This window comes from Acinetobacter genomosp. 33YU (assembly GCF_001990725.1).
Lineage (GTDB): Bacteria > Pseudomonadota > Gammaproteobacteria > Pseudomonadales > Moraxellaceae > Acinetobacter > Acinetobacter seifertii.
The window spans coordinates 188,577-213,376 of sequence record NZ_LFZQ01000008.1; the positions used below are offsets into that span (position 1 = coordinate 188,577).

Annotated in this window: 16 protein-coding genes; 8 read left to right on the forward strand and 8 right to left on the reverse strand. The window is 38.8% G+C overall.

Features of this window, described 5'->3' with window-relative positions; genetic code table 11:
• Positions 1-21 precede the first annotated feature (21 nt).
• Positions 22-567, reverse strand: coding sequence for a 16S rRNA (guanine(966)-N(2))-methyltransferase RsmD (gene rsmD, locus AC056_RS10175; protein ID WP_019456864.1), 546 nt, complete (start codon positions 565-567; stop codon positions 22-24).
• Entirely contained in the window at positions 567-2,582 is a 2,016-nt protein-coding gene (gene mrdA, locus AC056_RS10180; protein ID WP_077163550.1) for a penicillin-binding protein 2, read from the reverse strand. Before mrdA ends, rsmD begins: the two co-directional genes overlap by 1 nt.
• Positions 2,583-2,818: 236 nt before the next feature.
• Here mrdA and AC056_RS10185 point away from each other — a divergent pair, with 236 nt between their 5' ends.
• The 4 genes from AC056_RS10185 to AC056_RS10200 all read left to right on the forward strand — a co-directional run bounded on the left by AC056_RS10185 (position 2,819) and on the right by AC056_RS10200 (position 5,701).
• Positions 2,819-3,337: a hypothetical protein gene (locus tag AC056_RS10185; RefSeq protein ID WP_004703061.1), complete on the forward strand. Its 519-nt coding sequence runs from the start codon at positions 2,819-2,821 to the stop codon at positions 3,335-3,337.
• A gap of 61 nt (positions 3,338-3,398) precedes the next feature.
• On the forward strand, positions 3,399-4,712 hold the full coding sequence (locus tag AC056_RS10190; RefSeq protein ID WP_004703059.1) for a hypothetical protein: 1,314 nt from the start codon (positions 3,399-3,401) through the stop codon (positions 4,710-4,712).
• 84 nt (positions 4,713-4,796) lie between these two features.
• Entirely contained in the window at positions 4,797-5,450 is a 654-nt protein-coding gene (gene adk / locus AC056_RS10195; RefSeq protein ID WP_002117671.1) for an adenylate kinase, read from the forward strand.
• A 71-nt stretch (positions 5,451-5,521) separates the two neighbouring features.
• Positions 5,522-5,701 (forward strand): hypothetical protein, encoded by a 180-nt coding sequence (locus AC056_RS10200; RefSeq protein WP_004703056.1) that lies wholly within the window; start codon positions 5,522-5,524, stop codon positions 5,699-5,701.
• Here AC056_RS10200 and nth read toward each other — a convergent pair.
• Entirely contained in the window at positions 5,698-6,384 is a 687-nt protein-coding gene (gene nth / locus AC056_RS10205; protein ID WP_004703053.1) for an endonuclease III, read from the reverse strand. The two genes, AC056_RS10200 and nth, sit on opposite strands and share 4 nt — an antisense overlap.
• On the reverse strand, positions 6,385-7,176 hold the full coding sequence (locus AC056_RS10210) for an RnfABCDGE type electron transport complex subunit B (protein ID WP_049066272.1): 792 nt from the start codon (positions 7,174-7,176) through the stop codon (positions 6,385-6,387).
• 271 nt (positions 7,177-7,447) lie between these two features.
• Between AC056_RS10210 and gdhA the strand changes: the two genes are divergently transcribed.
• Complete coding sequence (gene gdhA, locus AC056_RS10215) at positions 7,448-8,851, forward strand: NADP-specific glutamate dehydrogenase (RefSeq protein WP_077163551.1); 1,404 nt, start codon at positions 7,448-7,450, stop codon at positions 8,849-8,851.
• A gap of 54 nt (positions 8,852-8,905) precedes the next feature.
• Here the strand turns inward: gdhA and AC056_RS10220 are convergent, their stop codons facing one another.
• The 4 genes from AC056_RS10220 to lon all read right to left on the reverse strand — a co-directional run bounded on the left by AC056_RS10220 (position 8,906) and on the right by lon (position 14,283).
• Positions 8,906-10,015 carry an META and DUF4377 domain-containing protein gene (locus tag AC056_RS10220; protein ID WP_077163552.1) on the reverse strand — a complete coding sequence of 370 codons (1,110 nt, stop codon included), beginning with the start codon at positions 10,013-10,015 and terminating at the stop codon, positions 8,906-8,908.
• A 169-nt stretch (positions 10,016-10,184) separates the two neighbouring features.
• Positions 10,185-10,961: a dioxygenase gene (locus AC056_RS10225; protein WP_004703045.1), complete on the reverse strand. Its 777-nt coding sequence runs from the start codon at positions 10,959-10,961 to the stop codon at positions 10,185-10,187.
• 112 nt (positions 10,962-11,073) lie between these two features.
• The gene (gene rlmH / locus AC056_RS10230) at positions 11,074-11,553 is read right to left on the reverse strand and encodes a 23S rRNA (pseudouridine(1915)-N(3))-methyltransferase RlmH (protein WP_002054393.1); all 480 of its coding nucleotides are present in this window, start codon (positions 11,551-11,553) and stop codon (positions 11,074-11,076) included.
• Between the two features lie 300 nt (positions 11,554-11,853).
• Positions 11,854-14,283 (reverse strand): endopeptidase La, encoded by a 2,430-nt coding sequence (gene lon, locus AC056_RS10235; protein ID WP_039253419.1) that lies wholly within the window; start codon positions 14,281-14,283, stop codon positions 11,854-11,856.
• A 788-nt stretch (positions 14,284-15,071) separates the two neighbouring features.
• Between lon and ata the strand changes: the two genes are divergently transcribed.
• The 3 genes from ata to AC056_RS10250 all read left to right on the forward strand — a co-directional run.
• Positions 15,072-21,746, forward strand: coding sequence for a trimeric autotransporter adhesin Ata (gene ata / locus AC056_RS10240; protein WP_077163553.1), 6,675 nt, complete (start codon positions 15,072-15,074; stop codon positions 21,744-21,746).
• 60 nt (positions 21,747-21,806) lie between these two features.
• Positions 21,807-22,586, forward strand: coding sequence for a trimeric autotransporter adhesin/peptidogylcan-associated protein TpgA (gene tpgA, locus AC056_RS10245; RefSeq protein ID WP_077163554.1), 780 nt, complete (start codon positions 21,807-21,809; stop codon positions 22,584-22,586).
• Positions 22,587-23,148: 562 nt separating this feature from the next.
• On the forward strand, positions 23,149-24,800 hold a 1,652-nt coding region (locus tag AC056_RS10250; protein WP_265733978.1), incomplete at its 3' end, for an ESPR domain-containing protein.

The window sequence follows — 24,800 nt, forward strand, 5'->3', positions numbered from 1 at the left end:
TCTTTATAAAATTCTACATGTTTAAATTTTCTGATAAAGCCCTGCGTGGACAGTACCTGCTTTAGTGGTTTTCACTTGTTGCCATGATGCAGGAAGGTGAAGCTGAGATAAATCTCGGTCAGCTTCAACATAAATATATCCATTATTTTTGATATGTGAATCTGCCAATTGAGCGAGCTCTTGCCATAGATCGAGACTATAAGGCGGATCTAAAAAAACTACATCAAATTGTTCTTTTAAGCGCGGTAATGCTTGCTGAGCAGTTGCATTGAATAAATGACAATTCTGCGCTTTTAAAAGCTGGATATTCTCTTTTAAAAATCGTGCTTGAGTCTTATCAGGTTCAATCATATAAACAGATGCGGCACCGCGTGAAAGTGCTTCAAAGCCTAATGCACCAGAACCTGTACAGATGTCGAGAACCTGAGCATTTTGAATGTCCCACATGAGCCAATTAAATAACGTTTCACGAACACGATCTGGGGTGGGTCTTAAACCTTCAATACTTGCGAATGGTAAAACTCGTCTTTTCCATTCGCCCCCAATAATGCGTAATTGATTTTTCATTATTCATCGATCTCATTTGTAGCAGGGCGAGCAGGAGTCGCTTGTGGAGCAGATGCTGCTGCGGTAGTTGTAGCAGGTGCTGGCGTAGAGCTAGCAGTTTCGCCGCCACTTGGAAGCTCACCCGGTTTAATTCCTGCTGTCATAAGGCCACCATTAACTTGATGGTTGGCTGGACGAATCGGATTTTTATTGCGGGTTAATAACCAGTAATCAAATATCGGCTTAGCAAGTTGAGCTGCGGAACCACCATGACGACCATTTTCCCAAATCACCGCAATAGCAATTTCAGGTTTGTCAGCAGGTGCAAACCCAACGAATAAACCATGGTCAAGTTGGCGTTCACTAAGCGCAGCTTCGTTATAACGTTTACCCTGTGCAATACTTTTAACCTGTGCTGTACCTGTTTTTCCGGCAATTTGATAAAGCGATGTACGGATACCACGTCCAGTACCTGATTGAATTACATCAATCATGGCTTCTCGCATTTTTACCCAGTCTTCGTCTGTACCGTTGAAATTAATTTTTCCATCAGGCGCATTACGGACTGTAAAAGGTTTTGCACCATGTGATGCACGTAAAACATGTGGAACTACATGAGAGCCGTGATTCGCTGTAATAGCAGTTGCCATTGCAAGTTGTAATGGAGTTGCAGTAAATGCACCTTGACCAATACTGACTGAAATTGTTTCACCTTTCATCCATTTAGTTTTGCGTGTACGCATTTTCCATTCTGGACTTGGGTATAAACCTTCACTTTCACTTGGTAAGTCGACACCTGTTTTTTGACCAAAGCCAAATTGGCGCATCCATTGGTTCATCTGGTCGATGCCCATTTGATTTGCCAAAATATAAAAATAGGTATCGCAAGACATGATAATGGCTTTGTGCATGTTCACGATGCCATGACCAGTTTTTTTCCAGTCACGGAATTTGTGAGAGTCACCAGGTAAATGGAAATAACCTGGGTCAGAAATAGCAGTAGACCAGTCGACAATACCATAATGTAAACCGCCCATTGCTTCCATTGGTTTAATAGTCGAACCAGGAGGGTATGCGCCTTGAACAGCACGGTTATAAAGAGGTTGGTCGATGTTGTCACGTAGAGAGCTGTAATCTTTATGATTAATACCCGTCACAAATAGGTTTGGGTTAAAGCTTGGGCTTGAAACCAACGCAAGAATTTCACCAGTACGTGGGTCTATCGCAACAATTGCACCACGACGACCAGCAAGTTGCTGTGATGCTACGACTTGTAAACCATAATCTAATGATAAATAGAGGTCATTACCACGAGTTGGATCTTTACGTCCTAAATGACGCAATACATTACTATGAGCATCGGCTTCTACAGACTCATAACCCGGTGTTCCATGAAGTAAATCTTCATAGCTTTTCTCTACGCCAATTTTACCAATCAGGTTTGTTCCAGCGTATAAGTCTTTATCAATACTTTTTAATTCTTTATCGTTAATACGGCCAACATATCCGATCACATGAGCAAACAATTCACCATGCGGGTAATAGCGCGTCATTTGGGTTTCAATTCTGACCCCAGGGAATTTGTATTTAACTTCACTAAACTTGGCAATATTTGTCTCGGTTAAGTTGAGCTTAATTGCAACGCGTTCAGTTTTTCGTGCCGTTTTAATACGACTTTTAAAGCGGTCTACATCTTCTTGAGTAAGCTCTAGAATTGGTTGCAATTGTTCAATAACTGCATCAGGATCTTCAACATCTGCCTTACTTAATGTTGCGGTAAAAACCGGGTAATTATCAGCAAGTAAAACCCCATTACGGTCATAAATATAACCACGAGCAGGGGGGAGCGGTTGTAAGCGAATACGGTTTTTATCCGATGCAGTCGAGAACTCATCGTAATGAAAAATTTGCAGATAAGCGTATCGGCTGGCTAGTACCAATAGACAGATAATCACAAGACCTACGGCAAAAAATATACGACCTCGATAAATGCGCTTTTCTTGCTGGATATCTTTTAAAGGAAAGTGCTGTTTCATACGGATCGACTTAATGACATAGGGTGAGAAAAATAGCTGCTTATTCTAACGCAAGCGCAGTTAAAATATTGCATAATTTTCAAAGTTTCAGTGAAGAGGCAAATTGGCTTTTTTGACTTTGTAGACAACAAAATTGTAGAGTCTTGTATATAAGAAGCAAAATAATTCTGTTAAAGTCTTTCATTCAATAGAATAGGGTTGTTCTCACTATACGATTAGGGAAAATGGAGAAAATAATGAGAAAAATTTATCCCTTACTTGCAGTTTTGACAGTAAGCAGTTGGGCGAATGCTCAAGATTATTCATTTCTTCCAGAAGCAAAATTAGCAGATCACAAAGCGTCTACTTGGAATGTAGGTGCAGGTTTTACTCAAAAATTGTTACATCTTAATGGTGAGTGGGTAAATCCTTATGGTATTGCCTATGCCAAGGTTGGCGCATTTTTAAATGGTGATAAAACTGCTGGTGGACAGGTTGGATTTCGCTATCCTTACTATCTGACTGGAACAGATAAAAATGGCTACTATATTGGCTTTTATGCTGGACACCTTGATAGCAAGCCGGTAGATGGAGAGTATAAATCTCGTTTAGGTGCTGGTGTTGATTTGGCATATGTATTGTTGAATTCAGAAAGAATTAGTACTTTTAGTGTCGGTATTGGTGCAGCTGAAAAACTGACTGACCAGAACGGAGCAGTTGCTGCGAAGACTAAACCACAAATTCAATTTTCTTATTCTCTAAGTTTTGGTTTATAAAACAAAGCAGTTTATCGTTAACTCGCCATAAGCAGAGCACAAATAAATACGAGAGTCTTACATGTTAGAGTACGTCAGCGGATTGTGGCAGACCTTTTTACACAGACCTGATTTTTGGGCCGTTTTAAGTATCATCCCAGTTACTGCCTTTGTCACATGGGCACATGTTTGGATGGCGTTAAAAATGGTATTTTACCCAATCAAATTTTGGGGTTTTCATTTAGGCCCTTTACCAGTCGGTTGGCAAGGAATTGTGCCGCGCAAAGCTGGACGTATTTCAGGAATTATCACCGATAATACTTTATCTAAATTAGGTTCTTTACGTGAGTTTTTAGAGGCCATGGACCCTGAAGACATGGCACGTATTATTGGTGAGCAAGTCGGATTTGAACTTGAGCATTTGATTGATGAGGTGATGATCGATCGTAATGCCGTACTTTGGGAAAATTTACCTTATTCAATTAAACGCCGTATTTATGCACAGGCGCATAAACAATTACCCGGTGTATTAAGAGAATTAGTGACTGAGCTGACTATGAACGTCGAGTCACTGGTGAATATGCGTGAAATGGTCGTGAGCCAGATGGAAGGTGATCGCCGTTTAATGGTACGTATGTTTTTAAAAGTAGGCCAAAAAGAGATCAACTTTATTTGGCATATTAGTGCTTTAATCGGGATGTTCTTTGGTATTTTTCAAATGGTTGTCTGGTTCGTTGTACCTTGGCACTGGACTGTTCCGTTTTGGGCTTCAATTTGGGGTTTTTTAACCAACTGGATTGCAATCTGGATGGTATTTAATCCAATTGAACCAAATTATATTCGTTACCCACAGATTTTTAGATTAACAAAAGACCGTAAGTTCCCTTGGATTGTGCCAGTTCTTCGAATTGGGACGTATAATTTCCAAGGGGCTTTCATGAAACGTCAAGAAGAAGTCTCTGATGTGTTCTCAAGTGTAGTTACAGAAGATCTGATCACCTTAAAATCGATTATGACTGAAATGATGTATGGGCCGCGTAAAGATAAGACGCGCCGTATTGTGAAGCGTCATATTAACGAAATTATGGAAACACCACTTGTTCGTACATCTTTACAGCTTTCTTTAGGGCCAAGAGAGTATGCAAGATTAAAGACGGACTTGATTGATCGTTCAATTGAAATTACGATGGGACCCGTATGTGACCCTGCACTAAATGCAAGCCGGGCACAGAAGATTTTTCAAATGTTTAAAGAGCGTATTCGTGAACTAACACCAAAAGAGTTTCAGAATTTATTACGTCCTGCATTTCAAGAGGACGAGTGGATTCTTATTGTATTAGGTGGGGTAACCGGATTTATTGCTGGTACAATACATTTGTTTGTAGCTTTCTTATAATTCGACGTCGGGCAGGATCTATTGAAGATTAATGAGACTTTTTCTGCCAGACTTCATTCATTGTTTTAAATGAGGATGTTTTTTATGCGCATTATCTTACTCGGACCACCTGGGGCAGGCAAAGGTACTCAGGCTCAGTTGATCTGTAAGCGCTACAATGTCCCACAAATTTCAACCGGTGATATGCTCCGTGCTGCGATTCGTGAAGGTACTGAACTTGGTCTAAAAGCTAAAAGCGTAATGGAATCTGGCGGTTTAGTTTCAGATGAACTTATTATCGGTTTAGTAAAAGAACGTATTGCTCAACCTGACTGTGCAAATGGCTGCATTTTCGATGGTTTCCCACGTACTATTCCTCAAGCAGAAGCATTGGAAAAAGAAGGCATCAGCATTGATCACGTGATTGAAATTGATGTGCCTGACGAAGAAATCGTAAAACGTCTTTCTGGCCGCCGTCAGCACCCAGCTTCTGGTCGTGTTTACCACACTGTATACAATCCACCTAAAGTGGAAGGTAAAGATGACGAAACTGGTGAAGATCTTGTTCAACGTCCAGATGACCAAGAAGAAACAATCCGTAAGCGTCTAGCGTCTTATCATACTGAAACAGAGCAATTAGTTGGTTTCTACCAAGGCCGTGCTGCTTCTGGTGAAAATGCGCCAACTTATGACAAGCTTGATGGCTTACGTACAATTGAAGATGTACAAAAAGATTTGTTCAACATCTTAGACAAATAATTTAATATTATTTGTGATAAAGAGCCCTCTTTGTGAGGGCTCTTTTCTTTCATCAAGTGCGGGAGAACGATATGAAAATCATTTTGATTTTAGTGGTATTGCTGAGTCTGGCACTATTGTTATTTTTACTATATCAAAGTCAAAAAATGCTACGTCATGTGCAGAAACAACAGGCTTTGGAAAATAAAAAAAATGGACGAGAACGTCAACTACATCCCAAATTGCAGCAGATTAAAAAACCTCAGGATTAACTGAGGTTCTTTGTTGGAATTGCTTTTATAGCACCAAATTCAAAGCGGTCTGGCCAGTTACATACATCGGCAACCACACACTCTGAGCATTTCGGTTTACGGGCAATACAGCAGTAACGGCCATGTAATATCAACCAATGATGTGCATCTATAATAAATTCTTTCGGAATCACCTTAACTAAACGGTGTTCAACCTCAAGTACATTTTTGCCTACTGCTAAGCCGGTACGGTTTCCCACACGAAAAATGTGTGTGTCGACAGCCATAGTTGGTTGTCCGAATGCAGTATTTAAAACCACATTGGCTGTTTTACGTCCAACACCTGGTAAAGCTTCCAAATCTTTTCTATTGCTTGGAACCTCACCGTTAAATTGCTCCATTAAAATCTTACAGGTTTTAATGACATTTTCAGCTTTGGCGTTATAAAGGCCGATGGTCTTTATATATTCTTTTAAACCGTCTACACCTAAGTTATAGATTTTTTCAGCAGTATTAGCGACAGGATAAAGCTTATCAGTGGCTTTGTTTACACTAACATCAGTTGCTTGAGCCGATAACATGACAGCAATTAATAATTCGAATGGAGATGAATATTTTAATTCGGTTTCTGGAGAAGGTCTTTGTTCACGAAGGCGTTCAAAGAAAATTTGAATCTGCTTTTTCGTCATGTTTTTGACGGCCATTCAGACCTCCTGTAATTGAGTGAGTTGCTGTTGTAGTTCATCAAGTTGAAGGCGCTTTTTTGCATCTTCTCGAACACTGAGCTGTTTTTCCAACTTTTTAATTTGTGTGCGAATTTTAGCTAATTCAATAGTCGTTCTTGCGTCATTTACAATTACTTCTTTCGACTTCTCAATGATTTGAATTGAAGGCAGATCATCAAGTGCTTGAGAGAACTTTGCAAAAAATTGTGTGTCAATTTCAGCGCGTACCACAGGGCCTTTGCGATGTATACGACGTTTCTCTTCGCGTTGAATATGCGCGTAGTAACGTTGTCTTAAATCATTTTGTTCTGCAATTCTTTGCTGTTCATTTGGTAAAGCTTGAGTGTCTTCGACCAGATCAATACAGTCAACTGGGCAGGGTGGAATACATAACTCACAACCTGTGCATAGATCAGTCAAAATCGTATGCATGAGCTTACCACTACCAATAATGGCATCTACAGGGCAGGCATTAATACATTTTGTACATCCGATACATTCGTCTTCACGAATAATCGCTTTCATACGTTGTGGGCGTCCATCGGCTTGTACAGGCCATACACTTGTTTCAGCAGGTAACGACGAGCGATTTAATAGTTTTGCGAGCGCATCGGCCACTGGCTGTCCACCAGGAACACATTTATTTGCATCTTCACCTTCAGCAATTGACTTTGCGTAAGGTAGACAACCGTCACGGTGTCCACATAAACCACATTGTGTTTGTGGCAATAACGCATCGATCTCGCGTATGAGAGAAATAGATGGATTCATAGAGGAAAATAGCTTGTTTAAAACGATGCGATAATGAAGAAAAACCTAAGTAAGGTCAATGGATTTTAACGAATTTATAGGCTTTTTGATTGACCTAAAATGTAGCTAATATTGCACAATAATAGATCAAAAAAATTGAAATGATAAATGACTATTATTGATTTTTAGATAGTTTTTCTAAAATTAACTTTATGATAATTAAGAAAAATAAAATAATTTAAAATAACTATTGTTAAAATTGATGGAAAGGGATTTAATATTTTGCTGCTAAATGATGCATTTTAAAATGTATTGCACCAATTTAATTCATTACTATGCTGAGGACCGTGCATTGAAATATAACAACCTGAATGAATTCCTGAATTACGTGCAAGCGCGTGATCCGCATCAACCTGAGTTTTTACAAGCTGTCGAAGAAGTCATGACAAGCTTGTGGCCATTTATTGAAAAAAATCCGGAATATGCAGAGCAGGGATTGTTAGAGCGTTTGGTTGAACCAGAGCGTGTAATTCAATTTCGTGTTTCATGGATGGATGATCAAGGCCAGACTCAAGTGAACCGTGCTTTTCGTGTTCAATATAATTCAGCAATTGGTCCATTCAAGGGTGGGATGCGTTTCCATCCGTCGGTCAACCTATCTATTTTGAAATTTTTAGGTTTTGAGCAAACTTTTAAAAACTCACTGACCACTTTACCAATGGGTGGTGGGAAAGGTGGTTCAGATTTTAACCCTAAAGGTAAATCTGATGCTGAAATTATGCGATTCTGTCAGGCACTCATGATTGAGCTTTACCGTCATTTAGGTCCAAATACCGATATCCCTGCTGGAGATATTGGTGTGGGTGCGCGTGAAGTGGGCTACATGGCTGGCATGATGAAAAAACTCAGTAATGACACTGCATGTGTATTTACTGGTAAAGGAATTTCATTTGGCGGCAGCTTAATGCGTCCGGAAGCAACAGGTTATGGTACGGTTTATTTTGCAGAAGAAATGCTAAAAACACGTGGGCTATCTTTTGCTGGTAAAACTGTTTCGGTCTCTGGTTCTGGTAACGTTGCTCAATATGCTGCGGAAAAGGCAATGTTCTTGGGTGCAAAAGTGGTCAGCTTATCGGACTCTAATGGTACTGTTTATCTAAAAAATGGTTTTACAGATGAGTTGTTGGCTGAAGTCATGGAGTTAAAAAACGTTAAACGTGGACGTATTTCGGAGTTTGCTTCTAAGCATGGCTTTGAATATTTTGAAGGTAAAACACCTTGGCATATTCCTGTAGATATTGCTTTACCATGTGCAACACAAAATGAATTAACCGATGAAGATGCTAAAACGCTCATCGCTAATGGTGTCATTTGTGTAGCTGAAGGCGCTAACATGCCATCTACACTTGAAGCTGTTGAACATTTTATTGAAGCTAAGATTTTATATGCTCCGGGTAAAGCATCTAATGCGGGTGGGGTAGCAACTTCTGGTTTAGAAATGTCTCAAAATGCAATTCGTTTGGGCTGGACACATGCTGAGGTTGATGAACGCTTACATGCAATCATGAAAGACATTCATGCCAATTGTGTTAGATACGGTACTAAAGAAGACGGTACTGTGAACTATGTAGATGGTGCCAATATTGCAGGCTTTGTAAAAGTTGCTGATGCGATGCTTGCACAAGGTATTTATTAAAATATAGAAATAAAAAATCCGATGCAAAAGCATCGGATTTTTTTAGTCTAAAAATTATTTTTTAGGCTTTTTAACCATTTCTTGCTCTACAACCATATCTAACACATCTGCTTGGCTAGATTGATCTGCTGCTGGGTTTTTCACTTCAAAGCGTTTTACACGTAAAATTACGCGTTGGTTTGGATTGTGTTCAAAACCTTCGATTTGACCATAATATAATGACCAGTTTTTGTCGGCATAAGTTTTAACGCCTTTGTCATCATATTTAACTTCACGAACTTGCAAGCAAGTTTGTGGCGCAACACCCGTACAAGATTTAGTTTCTGGCGCTACTTCAAGAAAAACAGTTTTACCTTCAGACTGGTATTTTGCTTCAGGTGTCATTTTACCTGTGAACGTATATTTCTGACCTTGAGCATCAACGATTGTCAATGTTGGTTGATCAGCATTTGTTGTATTAATTTCAAATGGAATCGCACGTTTTTGGAACAGGCTGCTAGAGAATTGTTCCTGTTTCATTAATGCAGGTTCACACGCCATCATAGTCGACATTACATCAGCAGTTACGATGGTATTGTTTTCAACTTTCCAAGTAGTACCTTGGCGGTTACAACCTGTTGCGATAGACAAACGGTCGTTTGTGAAGTTAAGAACAATCGGCTTTTTAGTATTTTCAGGTTGGTATGTCCATGAATAATCAGTTAAAGCTTGAGTATTAGTTGCTTTTACGCCTTGGAAAATATGCTTTTGACCTGCTTTGTCTGTCACGCTTAAGATTACCTGACCATTGCTGTTACTAATTTCAATTGGTAATTTTGCTTCACTAAAGATGCTATTAGACAATTGTTCTTGTTTCATTAAATCGTCTTGGCAAGCCATCATTGTTGATGCAAGTTGAGAGGTTACAAGCTGGTTACCTTCAACTTTCCAAGTACCACCTTGACCATTACAACCTGTATTAATTGCTAATTTGCCGTCTGCATTAAAGTTAAGAACAAGTGGCTTAGATGCTTTTACATTTTGGTAAGTCCAAGTATATTCACTTAGAGTTGCTGCAAGATTTTGTTGTTGCTCAGATACAATTGGAGCTTGAGTATGTGAAACTGTTTGACACGCCATCAAAGAAAAAGGTAATAACGCAAGAATTAAATATTTAATTTTCATTTAAAAACTTCAAGTAAAAAAACAACAGCACTAAGCTTAAAACATTCTTAAAAAAAGAAAATGTAAACATATGATTGTTTCGGTTTTTAAAATGTATAAGTTTGTAAATTATTCTAATTTTTTATAAAAATAATGCTATACCCCGCGAAAACGGGGTATTTCCTAAAAATTAATCAAAACGATATATATCCATACCTAATGAACCCATTGTGAAGCTGCTATGAACAATCGTAAAACGATGACCAGTTCCCATAGCGAAAAATAACGGTGCAAAATGTTCAAGAGTTGGATGATTACGTTTTATATAAGGCAGTGATTGCCATTCCAACACGCCATCGTAATCTTGATGTGAAAGCTTATTAACGACGGTATTTCTAAAAGTTGAAGCCCATTCAGGAACATTTGAATTGTCACCTTGCCAAGACAACTCAGCAAGATTATGGGTAATACTTCCAGAACCAATCAATAAGATTTGCTTTTCACGTAAAGGGGCAAGCGTTTGTCCAATTCGATAAATTTCTTGAGCGCTTAAGGTCATCGGTAAAGAAATTTCAACAACGGGAATGTCTGCATCTGGATACATGTGTAAAAGAGGCATCCATACACCGTGGTCGCGAGGACGAGTACTATTGGCATGTGCAACAAAATGAGCGTCTGCCAATAACTTCAATATTTCTTCGGCAAGTTCAGGTTGACCAGGTGCACTATAGCGAATCTCGTATAACTCTGGTGGGAAACCACGGAAGTCATGCCATGTTTCTGGTCGTGTTGAACTACTTACTTCAAGTGCTTTACTTTCCCAATGAGCAGACATCACGATGATTGCTTTTGGAGTTGGGAGATTTATACCGAGACGGTGTAAAGCAGGACCCACTTGTTCTGGATCAAGTGCAAGCATGGGTGACCCATGTGAAATAAACAGTCCGGGAAGGGTTTGTAGTTCCATTTCATTACACCTGAGTTGAAAAGCAGAATAGTATTCATTATGCCAAAATCAAGACATGTTAAAAGTATCTAGATTTCAACGGATTGTTCTTAAAATGAAACGGTTGTTCCATTTATGCGCGGTGATACGGATGGTTGTGATTAATACTCATTGCTCGGTATAACTGCTCAATTAATAAAACACGCACCAAAGGGTGAGGCATAGTTAGTTTTGAGAGTGACCAATGCCAAGCAGCAGCTTTACGTACCTGATCTGATAAGCCATCTGGACCGCCAATAGCCAGTGCGACATCATTTCCTTCAAGCATCCATTGTTTCATGGTGTCAGCTAGCTTTTCTGTACTGAGTTCACGACCACCCACTTCTAAAGCAATCAGTGTCTCGTTTGGTTTTAACGCATTTAAAATACTTTCACCTTCAATTTGACAGTATTTTAAAATATCCGCTTCCGAGTCATTTTTACCGCGTTTTGCCATTGGAAGTTCAATCACTTGAGTCTGGACAAAAGGCTGGATGCGTTTGAAATAATCTTCAAAACCAGTAAGTACCCAAGCAGGCATTTTTTGACCAATGGTCAGAATACGAATTTTCATGTGGTCTATTCAGTCAAAACGGCTGACACATTATACCTGAGGAGATGATAACCGCGGGGTGAAACTGGGCATAAAAAACGCAGTCCAAAAAATGGTGTTGGACTGCGATCAAATGATCATCTGTCTGGAGTTCAGATGATCATAGAGAATAAAAACAAGGCTATCTGTAACATAAGATAGATAAGAGTAAATAATAAAATTAATCACTCTTACTTCTTATTATGAGGATGGTTGGATATTATTCAATCAAATTATGTAACAAAAAAAGAGAGCCGAAGCTCTCTTTTTTTTATTTTTCAATTAGTGACGCGCTGCTTTTGAACCTTCCACCGGTTTTACAATAGGTGTTTTGGGTAAAGGCTTTGGCATTGCAGTTAATGCTAAAGGTAAGATTTCATCAATGCTTTTCACAGGTTTGATTTCTAATCCTTCTTTAACATTGTCAGGAATCTCTGCCAAATCACGAACGTTATCTTGAGGAATAAAGACAAGCTTAATTCCCCCACGATGTGCAGCAAGAAGTTTCTCTTTCAAGCCACCGATACGCATCGCACGACCACCAAGACTTGTTTCACCTGTCATTGCGATGTCTGGACGAATCGCAATACCAGTAAATGCTGATACAAGTGCAGTTGTTAATGCCAAACCAGCAGATGGGCCATCTTTTGGAGTTGCACCTTCAGGTAAGTGAACGTGTACATCAGTTTCTTCAAAACGAGACGCTTCAATACCAAGTTCATCAGCACGTGTACGTACTACAGTCATTGCTGCGGTAATCGATTCTTTCATTACGTCACCGAGTGAACCGGTTGTAATAAATTTACCTTTACCTTTAACAGCTGCAACTTCAATAGTAAGTAACTCGCCACCTACAGAAGTCCATGCCAAGCCATTTACACGGCCTACTTGTGCTTCATCTTCAGCAATACCAAAGTCAAACTTATGTGGACCTAGATATTCAGGAAGATTGGCAGAGGTAACGTCAAGCTGTAAGTTTTTAGACTTTTTACTTACTGCTTCTTTTACCACTTTACGCGCAATTTTAGAAACTTCACGCTCTAAACTACGAACACCAGCTTCACGTGTATAGCGTTGAACAATGTCACGAATCGCTTCTTCATGAATTGTTAACTCTTTTGCACGTAAACCGTTGTTCTTAATTGCTTTAGGAACAAGGTAACGTTCAGCAATGTTTACTTTTTCATCTTCGGTATAACCCGGTAGACGAATGACTTCCATACGGTCTAGTAACGCTTCTGGAATATTCATACTGTTTGCAGTACAGATGAACATGACTTCAGAAAGGTCAAGATCAAGATCTAAATAGTGATCGTTGAACTTACTGTTTTGTGATGGATCAAGTACTTCAAGCAATGCAGAAGCTGGGTCACCACGGTAGTCTTGTGCCATCTTGTCAATTTCGTCGAGTAAGAACAATGGGTTCTTCACGCCAACTTTTGTTAAAGACTGCACAATTTTACCCGGCATCGCACCTATATAAGTACGACGGTGTCCACGAATTTCTGCTTCATCACGTACACCACCAAGCGCCATGCGAACAAATTCACGACCTGTTGCTTTAGCTACTGATTCACCGAGTGAAGTTTTACCAACCCCTGGAGGACCTACTAAACAGAGGATAGGGCCTTTGAGTTTTTTCACACGTGATTGAACAGCTAAATATTCAACAATACGGTCTTTAACATCATCAAGACCATAGTGGTCAGCATCAAGAATCTCTTGTGCTTTTGCTAAGTTAATACTGACTTTGCTCGCTTTATTCCACGGCGTATCTAAAATTACTTCTAGATAGTTACGTACAACGGCAGCTTCACTAGATGCTGGTTGCATTGCTTTAAGTTTACGGAACTCAGCTTCAGCTTTTTTGCGTACGTGTTCAGGTAAATCAGCTTCAGCAAGACGTTTCTCTATTTCAGCAACGTCATCTTCAGCACCGCCATTCATATCGGAAAGTTCACGTTGAATGACTTTCATTTTTTCATTTAGAAAGTATTCACGTTGGTTCTTTTCCATTTGGCGTTTTACGCTGTCATGTAAAGTTTGCTCAATTTGCTGTTCAGCAGATTGATTCATCAAGTAGTTCATTAACTCTTGCAAATGTGCTTCAAACTCATCGTGCTCTAAAAACTTCTGTTTAATTTCAATATTTAGAGGTACACGAGTTGCTACGAAGAACATAAGTTGCAATAAGTCTTCGATTTTATTGGCAGCAGCAACGAGTTCACGTGCATTACGTAATTTTGCTTCTGCATATTGAGCAAATAAGTTACGTAACTCTTGTAAACGAGTTTCTTGAGTTGCCTTATCTACATTAATAGTCATTGGACTTAGATCATGTTCAGCAGTCAAATAACTATCTTCATCGATAATTTTTGTGAGCTTAGAACGATGTAAGCCTTCAATAAGTACTTTAATGCAGTTTTCATCATTTTCATGATTAACTACTTGTACAATCTTAGCGACTGTACCGTACTGGTATAAATTGTCGTGATCAATTTCTTCTGTAAGCGAATCTTTTTGCGCAACTACAAATACTAAATTGTCACTGTTACGAGCCACATCAACTGCATTGATCGATTTTTCACGACCCACGAATAGCGCAATTTGCATGTGTGGATAAACCACAACATCACGTAAGGCTAATAGTGGTAATACACTTGGAACCTGAGGCTCTAAGTCAGTTTTTTCATTCATAATAAGTTCAGACATGGGCACTCCTAATGAGTGACAACGAGGTTGCCATGTTTTTTATAGTGATGTGTATTTCAAAAATTACAAGGGCATGACAATAGAAAATGTTGAAAAAATGACTAATTTAGTCAACTTTTTTTTAAAAATGTTATGAATCAATAGATTAATTCTTAAGAAGAATAAAATTTTGTAGTGAAGCTAAGCATTTTTACTTAATAATTAGTCTTTGCCGTACAAGTAAGGAAATCAGTTTTCGAAACAAATGTTTGGTTTAGTTTTATTTTATAATAAGTTTTTTTATTAAGTATATTTAAAAATTTATTTATTTTATAATTTATTATGAGTAGAATAAACACACTATTATTTATAATATACAGCTGTATTTTAAATGGGTGATTGTTGCTGAATAATTATGTTGATAATAATATTTATTTTAGAGTTAATATTCTATTTTTATAATATACAGATGTATTTTAAAATGTATCTGTTTTTATTAATTTTATAAAAATTAATCATATATTTAGAGTTATTATTCTATTTTAAAATAAGTTTACTTATTTTTAACAAAAACAAAACACTTTGTCGTTAATTAATTTTTTATTTATTAAATTCAGTAAATTAAAATTAATTATAAAAATATAATTTGTGATTAAAATCACAATTTTTCTTCTCGTTATTTTGTTTTTATATTTACCCTTTAGATTTATTCAATTAGGATGCCGCCTCTTTTTTTGGGCCGAAAATTTTAAAAATGTATTTGTACATTTTTATTGGTCTTTGAGTTTGGTATTTGTCTGAGAAGTTTTATGAATAAATTTTATAAGGTCATTTGGAATGCTTCAATTGGAGCATGGGTTGCAACATCTGAAATTGCAAAAGGTAAAACAAAGACTAAATCAAAAACTTTAAATGCATCAGCGATTATTTTAACTAGTTTAATTAGTTTTACGCCAAATGCTTTCGCAGGGACAAATACCGAGGGTGGAGCAGGCCAAGGAACATCTATTTCAGGAACAACTTCTTGTCGTGAAGGAAATGCGAGTACTGCCAATGAAAAAGATGTTGCTATTGGTTGTGGAGCCCAAACTCAAGACCGAACAGGCTCTAACATCGCAAACCGTAACAATCCTTATAATAATTCTACTGGTGCTTATGCTGGTGCAATGAAACAAGGTGGAGCAATCAGTGTCGGTACTGGCGCTGTAGTTGAGAAAGGTTTAGGTACTGCAATTGGTTCTTATGCTACAACTCAAGGTATTTCAGGTGTAGCAATTGGTACAGGTGCTTTATCTTCTGGAAATACTGCTCTTGCGGTTGGGCGCCAATCTGCCGCGACTGCCGATTTTTCTCAAGCCATTGGTAATGTTGCAGCAGCTACAGGTAAAGGCTCTTTAGCAATTGGTCACTCGGCAACGGCAGAAGGTTACCGTTCAATTGCAATTGGTTCACCAGATATTGAAAACGCTGACCCAGTTGCGGGGCAAGCAGGTGCTGCTTATCAACCTAAAATGGCAACAAAAGCAACCGGTAAAGACTCGATTGCTTTTGGTGGTGGCGCAGTGGCCACTGAGGAAAATGCTTTAGCGATTGGTGCATTTTCAGAATCTAAAGGTAAAAAATCTGTTGCAATTGGTACAGGCGCAAAAGCACAAAAAGATAATGCTGTTGTGATTGGAGACCAAGCTGAGGCTACTTTTGATGGTGGTGTCGCAATTGGTAAAGGTGCACGTTCAGAAGCTGAAAATAGTATTGCTGTAGGTAAAGATTCAAAAGCAGTCCAAGCTAGGGGTGAAAGTTTCTTAACTAAACAATCAGCTCCAACTGGTGTTTTATCAATTGGTGACGTGGGAAGTGAGCGTCGTATTCAAAACGTGGCAGATGGTTCAGCAGATTCGGATGCTGCCACCATACGACAGTTAAAAGCGGCTCGTACTCACTATGTCAGTATCAATGATAATGGTCAGCAAGGTGGCAACTTTGAAAATGATGGGGCGACTGGACGTAATGCAATTGCTGTCGGGATGAATACTTCTGCTACTGCTCGTGATGCAATGGCGATTGGTGGATATGCACGAGCAACGGGAATTGGTGCAATTTCAATGGGTAGTAGCAGCCAAACGGTTGGCAGTGGTGATGTTGCTATTGGCCGTAATGCTTCGACAAAAGGTGCAGAAGGGACACCGTCTGGTTATAGCAACCAATCAATTGCGATTGGTGACCAGACCAAAGCGATTGGAGATCAGTCGATTGCGATTGGTGCCGATGTCATTGCAAGAGGAAACTCTTCTGTTGCCATTGGTGGTGATGATGTAGATAAAATTGCACAAGATGCTGAGCTGAGTAAAACCTATACAGAAATTACGGGTGGTGTGCTTAAAGCAGGTAAGTATCCAACAACTGAAGCGAATCACGGCTCAACTGCTGTAGGTACTCAAGCTGCAGGTACTGGTGCATTTTCATCGGCTTTCGGTATGACATCTAAAGCAACTGGTGATGCTTCATCTGCTTTTGGCGTCATGTCTAATGCTTCAGGTAAAGGTGCTGCTGCATTCGGTGCTGTTGCACAAGCAACAGGTGATGGTGCATCTGCAATGGGTATTAACTCATTTGCATCGGGTACAAACTCAACAGCAATTGGCTCTGGTAACAAACCCGGTGAAGGTGCAAAAGCAACTGGCAACAGTGCTGCTGCAATTGGTAGTGGTGCTCAAGCAACAGGTGATAACTCGGCTGCAATTGGTAAAGGGGCTGAGGCTACAAATGAAAATGCTGCTGCTGTCGGCGGCGGTGCAAAAGCAGCTGGTAAAAATGCTGCAGCTATTGGTGGTGGTGCAATTGCCGACCAAGAAAATGCAGTTGCAGTTGGTCAAGGTGCCCAGTCTTTGGTTGAAGGTGGTGTCGCTTTAGGTGCACGTAGTAAAGTAGAAGCTAAAAATAGTGTTGCTTTAGGCCAAGATGCTGTAGCAACCGAAGCGACAGGAAGCTCTTTCCTGACCAATCGTGATGCTTCTAAATCTAATGGTGTTATTTCTGTTGGGTCGGCTGGAAAAGAACGCCGTATTACCAATGTTGAAGATGGCTCAGCTGACTCAGATGCGGTAACAGTACGCCAGCTTAAAAATGTTGATGGACGTGTAAACCAAAACACGAGCAATATTAGTAAAAATGCTCAGAATATTACCAATCTAAATCAAAAGTTAGATGATACAAGAACTGACTTGGGTAACCAGATTACGGATACAAACACCAGGCTAAACAATACCAAAGATCAGTTAACAACTCAGATTAATGACACTAAAACTGAGTTAAACAACACGATTGGTAACACCAAAACTGAGCTGAATAGCAAAATTGATAACACCAAGACCAAGCTTGAAAACAAAGGCTTGAACTTTGCTGGTAATAGCGGTGCAGATGTACACCGTAAACTTGGTGGGAAGCTCAATATTGTAGGTGGTGCAGCTGACTCAACACCAGCTTCAAAAACAAGCGGTGAAAATGTCATTACCCGTACTACTCAAGATGGTATTCAGATTGAGCTGTTAAAAGACTCGAAGTTTGACAGTGTGACTACTGGTAATACCACTTTAAACAATAATGGCTTAACGATTAAAAACGGTCCAAGCGTTACTAAAGAAGGTATTAATGCTGGTGGTAAACAAATTACCAATGTTGCAGATGGTGTAAATGCTAAAGATGCAGTGAATGTTGATCAGCTAAGCAAAGTAAAAGAGAGCTTAAATGGCAAAATCACTGATACCAATAATCTTTTAAATGATGCAAAAAAAGATTTAGGTAATCAGATCGCTGATACCAACAAGAATTTAAATGATGCTAAAAATGATCTTGGTAATCAGATTACCGATACCAATACCAAGTTAAACAATGCCAAAGATCAGTTAACGACTCAGATTAACGATACCAAGACTGAGTTAAACAACACGATTGGTAATACGAAAACTGAACTAAATACCAAAATCGACAACACCAAGACCGAGCTTGAAAACAAAGGCTTGAACTTTGCTGGTAACAGCGGTGCAGATGTACATCGTAAACTTGGTGAGAAGCTCAATATTGTGGGTGGTGCAGTTGTTTCAACACCAGCTTCAAAAACAAGCGGTGAAAATGTTATTACCCGTACCACTCAAGATGGTATTCAGATTGAGTTATTAAAAGACTCGAAGTTTGACAGTGTGACTACTGGCAACACGACTATAAACAATAATGGTTTGACGATTAAAGACGGTCCAAGCATTACTAAAGAAGGTATTAATGCTGGTGGTAAACAAATTACCAATGTAGCTGATGGTGTAAATGCTAAAGATGCAGTCAATAAAGGTCAGTTAGATGATCTTGCTGCCAAGCAAAATGCAACTGATGATGCTGCAGTGAAATACGATGATGCCAAAACCAAAGATAAAGTTACCTTAAAAGGTAAAGACGGTACGGTTTTAGATAATGTGAAAGCAGGCAACATTTCATCAACTTCAAAAGAAGCGGTCAATGGCAGCCAGATTCATAATATTTCAAATAGTATTAAAAACAGTATTGGTGGCAATACAGTTGTAAACCCAGACGGCAGCCTGACGACCAATAACATTGGTGGAACAGGCAAAAACAACATCAATGATGCAATTAATGAAGTAAAAAATACTGCAACTAAAGCAAAAACAACTGTAACTGAAGGCGATAATGTCGTTGTAAAAGAAACTGTTAATAAAGATGGCAGTACTAACTACGAAGTATCGACTAAAAAAGATCTGACATTAAACAGCGTAACTGCAGGCGATAGCGTACTTACTAATAATGGCTTAACTATTAAAGAAGGTCCAAGCATTACTAAAGACGGTATAAATGCTGGTGGTAAACAAATTACCAATGTGGCAGATGGTGTAAATGCTAAAGATGCAGTGAATGTCGATCAGCTAACTAAAATCAAAGACAGCTTAAATGGTAAAATCACTGATACCAACACCAAGTTAAACAATACCAAAGATCAGTTAACGACTCAGATTAACGATACTAAAACTGAGTTAAACAACACGATTGGTAACACCAAAACTGAACTAAATACCAAAATCGACAATACTAAAACCGAGCTTGAAAACAAAGGCCTGAACTTTGCTGGCAACAGTGGTGCAGATGTACACCGTAAACTTGGTGAGAAGCTCAACATTGTAGGTGGTGCAGCTGCTTCAACACCAGCAGCTAAGACCAGCGGTGAAAATGTTATTACCCGTACGACTCAAGATGGCATTCAGATTGAACTGTTAAAAGACTCGAAGTTTGACAGTGTGACTACTGGTAACACGACTATAAGTAACAATGGTTTAACTATTAAAGAAGGTCCAAGCATTACTAAAGACGGTATTAATGCTGGTGGTAAACAAATTACCAATGTAGCTGATGGTGTAAACGCTAAAGATGCAGTGAATAAAGGTCAGTTAGATGATCTTGCTGCCAAGCAAAATGCAACTGATGATGCTGCTGTGAAATACGATGATGCCAAAAATAAAGATAAAGTTACCTTAAAAGGTAAAGATGGCACGGTCTTAGATAATGTGAAAGCAGGCAATATTTCAGCGACTTCAAAAGAGGCAGTAAATGGCAGCCAGATTCATAATATTTCAAACAGTATTAAAAACAGCATTGGTGGAAATACAGTTGTAAACCCAGACGGTAGCCTGACGACCAATAACATTGGCGGCACGGGTAAAAACAACATTAATGATGCAATTAGTGAAGTAAAAAATACTGCGACTAAAGCAAAAACGACCGTAACTGAAGGCGACAACATTGTTGTAAAACAATCTGTTAATAAAGATGGCAGTACTAACTACGAGGTAGCGACCAAGAAAGATCTAACTTTAGATAGCGTTACTACAGGTGATAGCATACTTACTAATAATGGCTTAACCATTAAAGATGGTCCAAGCATGACTAAAGATGGCATTAATGCTGGCGGTAAGAAAATTACTGATGTCTCGAACGGTGTGATTGCACAAAATTCTAAAGATGCTGTAAATGGTGGTCAGGTTCATAACATCTCAACAAGTATTAAAAATAGCATTGGTGGAAATACAGTTGTAAACCCAGACGGTAGCCTGACGACTAATAACATTGGTGGCACGGGTAAAAACAATATCAATGACGCAATCAAGTCGGTAGATGACAAAGTCACTAATGGTGTAAATGACTTGACCCAAAAAGGGCTGAATTTTGGTGCAAATGACCAGAAAGCAACTCAGGGTAAAGCTGTTCATCGTAAGCTTGGTGACACCATTAATATTGTAGGTGGTGCTAATCCAGAAACTGCTGAAGATAAAACCAGTGGTGAAAACATTATTACTCGTACCACAGAAGATGGCATCAAAATTGAGATGCTAAAAGATGTGAAATTCGACAGTGTAAATGTCGGTGGTCATATCTTGAATCAGCAAGGTCTCATCATTAAAGACGGTCCAAGTGTCACAATTAATGGTATTGATGCGGGTGGTAAAAAAGTTACCAATGTTGCTGATGGTGTAAATGCCAAAGATGCTGTCAATAAAGGCCAGTTAGATAAGCAAATTAATGAAGTTAAAGATCAAATTGGTAAAGATATTGGCAAACTTTCTGATCATGCTGTGCAGTATGACAAAGATAAAAATGGCAATGTCGACAAGAACTCAGTCACTTTAGGTGGGGGAGATAAAGGTACAAACCTGAAAAATGTAGCTGATGGTAAAGTTGCTGAAGGTTCTAAAGACGCCGTAAATGGTGGTCAATTGTGGAATGTTCAAAATCAGGTCGATAAGAATTCGAATGATATTAAGAACATTCAGAACAACATTGACAACATTTCTAATGGTAAAGCAGGTTTAGTTCAACAGCAAAAACCAAATGGTGAAATCACGGTCGGTAAAGACACGGGTGGTACTAGCGTAAATATGGCTGGTAAAGACGGTGATCGAGTTGTCCAAGGTGTTAAAGATGGCGAGATTAAAGCTGGTTCGAACCAAGCCGTAAATGGTGGTCAGATTCACAATATTTCAGACAGTATTAAAAACAGTATCGGTGGAAATACATCAGTAAATAGTGATGGTTCAATCACGACTAAGAATATTGGTGGAACGAGTAAAGACAATATTAATGATGCCATTGGTACGTTAAATCAGTCGAACCAAGAATTAGGCAACAAAATTACCAATCTGGGAGATCAGTTACAACAAGTGTTTTATGACACCAATAAACGTATTGATGACGTTGAGAAAAAAGCCAATGCGGGTATTGCTGCTGCGATGGCTTTAGAAAATGCGCCGTTTGTAGCAGGTAAATATACCTATGCTGTGGGTGCTGCATATCATGGTGGTGAAAATGCTGTCGGTGTGACCTTACGTAAAACCTCTGATAATGGTCGTTGGTCAATCACAGGTGGTGTAGCAGCTGCTTCTCAAGGTGAGCCAAGCGTTCGTATTGGTATTAGTGGTGTTATTAACTAAGAAACTGGTTAGGAGAGTAGCAATGCTCTCCTTGCTCGACAGATTAAAGAGATTATAGAAATGAATAAAACAATCCAAAGCTTGGTCGTAGCAGCTTTTGCTGGTTTCGCGGTAACAACTTATGCAAATGAACCAGCTCAGCCACAGGAAATTCATTTTCCAGCGATTGAAAAAAGTTATTTGAAACAAGTAAAACGCTATGAATACCAAGATGTTGCTCGTTTAGACCAAGGACTAAATAAAGACCAAATTCGAGCTTTACTAGGCAATCCACAATTTAGTGAAGGACTTTTTGCAGTAAAAGTTTGGAACTATGTATTAGATATCCGTGTTCCTAACACAAACCAGTACCAACGTTGTCAGTTACGTGTTGATTTTGATAAACGCTATTTAGCAGAACGTTTATCTTGGAAAGGTGAGGCGTGTGAAGGTTTGGTTGCTTGGGGAGAAAATAATCAGGCAACAGCACATAGCACTGTAATTGCAGATCGTACAGCGAGTGTCTTATTTGCCTTTGATCGATTCGATGTTAATGCTATTGAAGAGGGTACTGACAGCATTACTAAAATTGCCGAGCAGATTAAGAAAAGTGAAACAACGAGCCCTATTATTGTTTCAGGCTTTACGGATCGGTTAGGTAAATTTAGCTATAACCAACAATTGTCTTCACAACGTGCTAATACTGTTGCCAAATTATTGGTGCAACAGGGCATTGTAGCAAGTCGAATCCAAATACAGGCAAATAGTCAGACCGACTTATATAAGCAGTGTAGCGATAACAATAGTTCACAACTTATTCAATGTTTAGCACCAAATAGACGTGTTAATATCAATTGGTGAAACGGTCTGTCAGGTAAAAGTAATCACCTTTAAAGTGGTTACTTTTATTCTTTTAGTAAACTGAAAAATAAATCAATCAGCTACATTTTGAGTCATATAATCCTTTCATTGCCTACAAAATCATAAAGCGAATGTGAGGTTAGAACTCCACCGAATATTGACTCTAGCTTTAATCTTTAAATAAACATTTCTAAACAATCAGTCTTTAAAAATGATTATTTATCAAAATAATGAAATTTTTTTAATAAAAAATAAAGCGATAGTTTTTAACTATAAACTCAAATTCAATATTTTGTTTTTATTATCTTTTGAATACAAAAAAGTTTGACTTTACCTACAAAGTTTTATTTTGGGTAAAAAATCATAATATATTTTTTGTATTTATTTGATTATATATTGTACTTTTTCCTTGTTTTTCATAGCATTACAGGTTTTTTTTGTGATTTACCTCTCATTTTTTATTTGATATATTCCGCAAAATTTGCCAAACCTTTTGTTTTTTGAATCTTTATGTAACTCAAGGTAAGCATTGTCTATTTTTTGTAAAAATGTGAGTAGGTATATGAATAAAATATACAAAGTAATTTGGAATGCTTCATTAGGAATTTGGGTTGCTGTTTCTGAAATTGCAAAAGGGAAAACAAAAAATTGTTCAGGCGTTGCTTCTAGCACAAATGAATTTATTGTGGATGATGAAACCTCTGAGTCAAAGCGCTTTGAATATAAAGTACTAGTATTAGCTATATTAGGTGTGATTACTCCTTCCGCATTTGCTGGTTATGAGACGGGTGGAGGTAGCACTTTTACAAACTGTACTTCAACATCTGCCGGGTCTGGTTCGAGATCAGCTGGTAGTGTAGCAATAGGAACATCTGCTACAGCAACAACTCCAACAAGTGGTCAAGCCTGTGCACCTACAAAAGATTCTATTGCGATAGGATTAAGCGCAAGTACTGCTGGTGCAGCAGGAAATAATCAAAGTATTGCTATTGGACGAGAAAGTGCTGCATCTGGCGATCAGGCTATTGCATTGGGAGCAAATGTAAAGGCGAGTGGAAACTCATCTGTTGCGATTGGCGGAGATGACGTTGATAAAGTCGTAGATAGTGATGGTGCACTGTATACTACAATTACTGGTGGAACGATTGTAAAAAATAATTATATTCCAACAGAATCTAGTGGTGCTGCAAGTACCGCTATGGGTGTGCAAGCAAAGGCGAGTGGAGCATTTTCTACAGCTTTAGGTATGACATCTGCGGCAAGTGGAGCTGCAAGTGTTGCTTTAGGTGTGAAGTCAACAGCAACTGGAGATGGGGCTTTAGCAATCGGGGCTGTTTCTAACGCTCAAGACAACGGGACTATTGCAGTTGGTATTAACTCCAAAGCAGTTGGTAATAACTCAATTTCTATAGGTTCTGGTAATACAAGTACTACTGGTGCAAATACAACAGGTCCAAATGCCACATCAATTGGTAGCAATACTAGTGCGGTTGTAGATTCTACAGCTATTGGTTCTGGGGCAAAAGCAAATGTGAGCGGAGGTGTTGCAATTGGTAAAGATTCTGTTGCAAACACTGCTGCTGGAGTGGCTGGTTTTGATCCAGTAACAGGTACAACATCAACACAAACAACAAATGTATGGAAATCTACGCAAGGTGCAATTGCTTTAGGTGATGCAGCAAATAATGTCACACGTCAGCTTACAGGTTTGGCCGCAGGAACGAATGATTCAGATGCTGTAAACGTTGCACAGTTAAAAACAGTAGCCGATCAGACATTTAAATTGCAAGCAAATGGTGATGTAGCTTCTGCTGTAAAAACAAGTGACACTGTCCAATTTCTCGATGGTAAAAATATTAATATTACGCGTTCAGGGAATAATATTACGGTACAGACAGTTGATACGCCAACATTTACTAGCGTAACAACTGGTAATAGTAAACTAGATAACAGTGGCCTAAACATTACTGGTGGCCCAAGTGTAACCACAGCAGGGATTAATGCGGGTAATCAGAAAATTACCAATGTTAAAGCAGGCACTAATGCGACTGATGCAGTCAATTTTAGCCAGTTAAATGCAACCAACCAGAATGTAACCACTGCACAAAACACAGCAAATACCGCATTGACCAATGCAGCAGCAGCGCAAGCGACGGCAGACAAAGGCCTGAATTTTAGTGTGAATGGTGGTATAACGGACAACGTGAAGTTAGG